The 6055-nt window shown below is 60.4% G+C and carries 6 protein-coding genes and 1 tRNA gene; 4 read left to right on the top strand and 3 right to left on the bottom strand.

The features are described 5' to 3' along the window. Positions 1–8: 8 nt before the first annotated feature. Positions 9–983 carry an asparaginase gene (locus tag ACGVKB_RS10100; RefSeq protein WP_392351608.1) on the top strand — a complete coding sequence of 325 codons (975 nt, stop codon included), beginning with the start codon at positions 9–11 and terminating at the stop codon, positions 981–983. 47 nt (positions 984–1030) lie between these two features. Then, positions 1031–1107: transfer RNA gene (locus ACGVKB_RS10105), tRNA-Met, on the top strand. A 102-nt stretch (positions 1108–1209) separates the two neighbouring features. Here ACGVKB_RS10105 and ACGVKB_RS10110 read toward each other — a convergent pair. Beyond that, positions 1210–1719, bottom strand: coding sequence for a hypothetical protein (locus ACGVKB_RS10110; protein WP_392351609.1), 510 nt, complete (start codon positions 1717–1719; stop codon positions 1210–1212). A gap of 55 nt (positions 1720–1774) precedes the next feature. Here ACGVKB_RS10110 and ACGVKB_RS10115 point away from each other — a divergent pair, with 55 nt between their 5' ends. Next, a complete protein-coding gene (locus tag ACGVKB_RS10115) occupies positions 1775–3403 on the top strand; it encodes a GMC oxidoreductase (protein WP_392351610.1) in 1629 nt (542 codons plus the stop codon). Here the strand turns inward: ACGVKB_RS10115 and ACGVKB_RS10120 are convergent. Both ACGVKB_RS10120 and ACGVKB_RS10125 read right to left on the bottom strand, forming a co-directional pair. Beyond that, on the bottom strand, positions 3384–3656 hold the full coding sequence (locus tag ACGVKB_RS10120) for a DUF2811 domain-containing protein (RefSeq protein ID WP_392351611.1): 273 nt from the start codon (positions 3654–3656) through the stop codon (positions 3384–3386). The genes ACGVKB_RS10115 and ACGVKB_RS10120 overlap by 20 nt on opposite strands. Positions 3657–4038: 382 nt before the next feature. Then, positions 4039–5151 (bottom strand): sirohydrochlorin chelatase, encoded by a 1113-nt coding sequence (locus tag ACGVKB_RS10125; protein WP_392351612.1) that lies wholly within the window; start codon positions 5149–5151, stop codon positions 4039–4041. Between the two features lie 61 nt (positions 5152–5212). On the opposite strand from ACGVKB_RS10125, the gene ACGVKB_RS10130 reads away from it, so the two are divergent. Next, positions 5213–6055, top strand: an 843-nt coding sequence (locus tag ACGVKB_RS10130) for an FAD-binding protein (protein ID WP_392351613.1), incomplete at its 3' end; no start/stop codon positions are given.

The following is a 6055-nucleotide window of genomic DNA, read 5'->3' on the forward strand; positions in this document are numbered from 1 at the left end:
CTCTGGGGATGTCTCTCTCCTCCGGTTTCACCAGTGCTGGACGATCCCATGGATCCCCGCTGACGGTGACCTTGCATCGGGGCTCCATTGCTGAATCCCACCATCGCGTCCATGCCGTTGTCTGCGATGGCCGCGGTCGTGTGTTGATGGCAGCCGGTGATGCCGGTTACGAGACCTTCATTCGCTCAGCCTTAAAACCGTTTCAGGCTCTGCCGTTCGTGAGCAGCGGGGCCGCTGATCAAATGGATGTGGGCGATCGAGGCCTCGCGATCAGCTCGGCCTCGCACTGCGGCAGCACGATGCACGCCCGCGAGGCCTTCAAGCTGCTGTGGAAAGCGGAGCTGGAGAGTCACCAGTTGCAGTGCCCAACCCCGGATTGGGGAGACAGTCCTCTGCAACACAACTGCTCGGGCAAACATGCGGCTTTTCTGGCGACCTGCCGAAAAATGGGCTGGCCTTTGGAGAGCTACCTGCAAACCGATCATCCGCTGCAGCAGGAAATCCAACGCCGCGTGGCCGAACTGCTGGGCTTGCCGCCACAGGAACTGCTGGCGGCCCGTGATGACTGCGGCGCTCCGACCCTGCGGCTGCAGCTGGCCCAGATGGCACTGCTGTTTGCCCACCTCGGCGCCTCACGGCATGCGGAACTGGAACAGATCTCGCGGGCGATGTTGACCCACCCTGATCTGGTGGCCGGTGACGGTCGGTTCGACACCGAACTGATGAAACGCAGCCATGGACAGGTGTTGAGCAAAGGGGGCGCCGAAGGCATCCAGTGCCTGAGTCGAATCGGCGAGGGCCTCGGCGTTGCCATCAAGGTGGAAGACGGCGCTCGCCGGGCCAAACAAGCGGTGGCATTACACCTGTTGCGCGAGCTGGAATGGCTCACCCCGACAAGCCTCGATGAGCTTGAACAACAGGTGCTGGTCGTCCATGACGGCGTCAAGCTCGAGGTGAGTGGCAACCTGCGTCAAAACACCTAGAAGCCCAGTGTGCTCGGCGACACCAACCTGTATAGTTATTGGGTCGTCGCGGGGTAGAGCAGTCTGGTAGCTCGTCGGGCTCATAACCCGAAGGTCGGGAGTTCAAATCTCCCCCCCGCCACCAAATCAGAATAAAAAAGGGGCTCATTGAGCCCCTTTTTTATTGTTCATTAAATCTGTTTCAGTCTCTGAAATCAGACCAAGCAATGATCCCGTTCACAGTTGATCAGAGCATCTCCGGGCGCAATCGACTCGGGCGATAAGAGATCAAAAACTGTTGTTGATTCGCCGTATCACGCTTCACCGCGGTGATGAGATCGTCGCCGGTGTTCCACACCCACAACTGTTGGGTGTGATGGTTGTCTTCAATGCTGGTGGTCACCGGCTGACCATGGCGTGCACGCAGGCTGGCCAGCACTTCGGTCATGTCATCCACATTGAACTCATAGGCCAATGAGCGCAGCCCAGCGCCCTGGTCGAGGTCAAAGGTCACCTGAGACACCGGAATTTGGTCCAACGTCACATCGCGTGCGGTGTAACGCAGACGCTGGCTATCCCCGGTGAACTGTGTCTCACCAAGATGGGCGGTGACTTGATCAAGGCTCATCCCCCAAGCCAAACCTTCAATGCATGCGGCAGAGGGTTGTGCACTGCAAAACAACAGCAAACCAACCAAACAGCTGAACAACACGCCACGCAGTCGTTTCAAAATCCACCCATCAACAAGTCCTGTCATCAGTCTGATGGGCCCACTCGAAACAAGTGTTACGGATCTCTGAGACTATGCAGAAATGAAGGAAGCATCGATCGCCACGAACGCGTCCTGGGACGTCATTGTTGTTGGCTCTGGAGCCACGGGCGGCGTAGCCGCCATGACCCTCAGCGACGGCGGTTGCCGGGTCCTGGTGATCGAGGCCGGTCGGATGATGACGCCAAAACAGTCGTTTCCAGGGGAGATCGCCAAGGCCTTCGGGCGGCTGCGTGGCATTAACAGCGGACGCCATCAACGCCAGGCACAACATCCGGGGTACTGGAAGAACAACCCTGAGCTGTACGTCGATGAACGCCTCCATCCCTACGACCACCCCGACGATCAACCGTTTCTGTGGACCCAAGGTCAACAGGTTGGTGGCCGCAGCCTCACCTGGGGTGGCATCACCCTGCGCTTGTCCGATGAGGATTTTGATGGGATCGACGGCGACGCCGGAGGGCAGCGCTGGCCGATCGGATCACGGGAACTCACACCCCACTACGAGGCCTTGGAAACGTTTCTGGGGGTGAATGGTGACCACGATCAGCTCTGCCATCTCCCCGATGGGGTCAGCAGAAGCCCTCTGCCCTTCACGGCTGCGGAACAACGCTTTGCCGATCGCGTCAATCAACAGCTGGGTCACCGCGTGATTCACTCGCGGGGCTTCGCCCCCCACCAACGTCAGGATGGACCCTGGCCACGTTCGAGCAGCCGCGGCAGTTCCCTCAAGCAGGCACTCGCCAGTGGACGGGTGGACATCCTCAGCGATCACAAGGTTGAACATCTGCTGATGGCCGCCAACGGCGACCATGCCGACGGCGTGGTCGCCGTTGATCAGTCCAATGGCTCACGCAAAACCCTGAAGGCCGCCCATGTGGTGCTCTGCGGCTCCACCATTCAGAGCGTTGCTGTGCTGTTGCGCTCCACACGACATGGCTTGAGCGAGGGCTCCGGGCAACTGGGACAACGCTTGATGGATCACGTGTCCACCGCCCAGTTCTTTGCGATGCCCGGTGCGTCGGACACACCGCAACCGGCATTGTCCGGGGCGGGGAGCTTTTTTCTGCCCTTCGGCCGACGCCTCAAGGATGTTGATTTCAGCGGTGGCTATGGCCTATGGGGCGGAATCGGCCGCTTTGATCCTCCCGGGTGGCTCAAGCGAAACAGCAACACCACAACGGGCTTCCTGATCGGCCACGGGGAAGTGCTGCCCAATCCAGCGAACCGGGTGAGCCTGAGCCGAAAATGCGATCGCTGGGGGATCTCCATCCCCCACATTGCTTGCCGCTGGCGAGCCAATGAACAGGCCATGGTGCGGCACATGCGCCAAACCATGCTGGCGTGCATCGATGCCGCCGGAGCCCAGGCCTTGCCGATCAAGGATCTGTTTCGCCTGCCGTTGGTGGAGCCGATGCTGAATGGTGCCGTTGCGCTGTCTGAGTCAGCCCCACCGCCGGGCTACTACATCCATGAAGTCGGCGGCGCTCCGATGGGAGACAGTGCCGACACCAGCGTTGTCGATCCGTTCAACCGCCTCTGGCGCTGCCCCAACGTTCTGGTGGTGGATGGTGCCTGCTGGCCCACATCCGCTTGGCAGAGTCCAACGCTGACGATGATGGCCATCACCCGTCGTGCCTGCCAGGCCCTGATCAGCTCTCGGGCTGAATGAACAGATCGTCCAGGTAGCGCTCGGTCACGGCGCGGTCTTCACAGCCGTTCTGGAAGAGGAAATGGGCCAGTGCGGAGCTCATCACGCGGTACTGATCCCAGTTGGGGTTCGAACCGATGAAATCCCTCATCCCGCGATACAGCACTTCAGGAATCTCAGCCTCCATGCTCACGTACGTGGATCCACTCTGAACAGAGCTCAATCCGGAACCGATGTGATGGCATCGCTCTAAGTGGTTCCGATCCGCGGGCATGTCCGTCCGTCTTTGGTCACCCAAGAAAGCCACATCACGATGGCTCCCGTCAAAAACGATCTTCAGAGGCCAAAGTCGGCTGAGACGAGATGAGAATCAAGCTCTTGCAAGGGTTTGAGCGATTCAAGTTGGACTGAAGATCGGCCGAATAATGATCTTGGGGACCTTGTCAACCAATCCAGGACGGCCAGTCGCTTCCCCACAACGAGCCGACCAAACAAGGCGATCCGACGTTCAGCCTGTGGAATCAATCGCCCAAAGCTGTGGAAAACGTGGCAAAACCTGCGGAGTTCCCCACAGATCAGAAAACCTGATCAATCAGAAATCCATCACGTCGTGGGTGAGATCCCGTAGCGACCGCCACCCAATTCACAGGTATCTCTCAAGGTGTGGGAAGGGAATCTGTAGAGCCCAGGGTGCGGGGGCCCAGCGGATGATCCGCGTGGGGATACAGAGGATGGTGATGACCATGCTCGCCGTGGTCGTGGTCACTGTGGTTATGGCTTCCATGGGCGTGATCCCCGTGTTGATGCATGGGGATGGGGATGCCATCGGGTTGGCAGGCTCCCGTGCACTCCAGCTCACAGAGCGTGCAGCTCTCCGCCAAACCTTCCACATGGTGGTGGTGACTCTCCTGGGCACGGCCAACGTCCTGTTCGAAGCCGAGCACCTGAGCCCTGTACTTACACAGGGAGCAATTCATCGCGGTATCGCCGCGAATCACTTCATCAACACGCTCCTTGAAGGTCTCCACCACCTTGGGGTGATCACCCAGATACCCGGCTGAGAGGAACTCAACATCGGGATGATCCACCGCCACACGCTCGGTGTGTTGACGAATCCGACTCACCAACACCCCTGAGAACAGGAAATATGGAGCGACCACCACGCGCCGAAAGCCCAGGCGAACGACATGGCGGAGGCCTGGCTCCACCAAGGGGAAGGTGACTCCGGAGTACACCGTTTCGCCCCAGCCGAAGCCAAAGCCCTCCACCAGCATGCGGGTCACCTTGGCCACATTGGAGTTGGCATCGGGATCCGATGAACCCCGACCGACGACCACAAGCAACGTTTCGGAGAGTGGAACCGTTGCATCGGCACCGTCCAGGGCGTCCTGAATCCGGGCACCGGCCGCAGCCACCATCAGCCGATCAACGCCAAGTTCCCGGCCGTAATCAATCGGCAAGCCGGTTTCGGCTGTGTAGGTATTCAGGACGGACGGGATGTCGTTCTTGGCATGCCCGGCAGCGAACAACATCGCTGGAATGGCCAGGATCCGATCGACTCCCTGGGCCCTCAGGGCCTCCAGTCCATCCCGCAACACGGGTCGAGCGAACTCGAGATAACCGTGTTCCACCGGAAGGGGAGCCAGTCGAGGCCGTAACGCCTCCACCATCTGAGCGAACTCCTCAACCGCCAGTCGATTGCGGCTGCCGTGGCCGCAAATCAGAACACCCAGTCGTTCATTGGACGATCGCGCATTGAAATCACCCAAAACGTTGCGTTATTCACTGCACAGGCCTGACCCTATTCGTTGGGACGGGTGCTGAGAAGAGATGCGAAAACTGTTCAACGCCCAGGCGGCAGATGCCGCCATCGCCGGTGTTCTGGCTCCGGATGACGCCTCCCTGGCGAGCTGCATCAGCCACTGGACCCGACGACGGCCGATCCGGATCTGCAGCGGTGGCACCACGTCATCCTCCGCCCGAGCAGGTCAGTGGTGTCTCGACCTCCAACCGCACTTTCAGACGTTGGACCTGTCGTCGGATCACACCAACGTGACGATTGGAGCGGGGTGCACCATGGCCGACGTGCTGGAGGCTCTGGCCCGCAGCAAGCGCACCATGTCAGCGGGGCTCTCCGGTGCCCCTGGTCTGGGCTACGTGCTGACCGGTGGCATGGGTCCGCTGAGTCGACAGCACGGACTCGCGATCGATCAACTGCTTCAGATCAGAGGTGTCTGGGGAAATGGAAGCCGCTTTGCCATCGAGCGGCCGACCCTGAAGAGCGAACCGGAGCAACGCCGCGCCTGGCGCGGCCTCTGTGGCGCCGCGGCGTTTCTGGGCGTGGTCACCGATGTGACGATCCGCACCCTTCCGTTGCATCCCCTGGCCGTGACATCGCAGCGCATCCACCCGGAGCAGCTCCCGCAATGGATGGCATGGGCGGAACAACAAGCAGCCAACACAAGCCTGCAGTGGCACTGGGGTGATCCAGACGACATCCAGCTGTTGATCGTGGACGACGCCAACGGCGGTAGGCCTGGAGCAAGCCACATCGACGGACTGCATCAGCTGCCGGCCTTGGCCACACCAGCTCACAGCGACGTCAGAACCCACAGCGAAGTGGTGGGCCTGCTCGGCCCCGCCAACGCCGAACAGTGGCAGCAGCTGATCCAG

This window comes from Parasynechococcus sp. (genome assembly GCF_042954325.1).
Taxonomy (GTDB): Bacteria; Cyanobacteriota; Cyanobacteriia; order PCC-6307; family Cyanobiaceae; genus Parasynechococcus.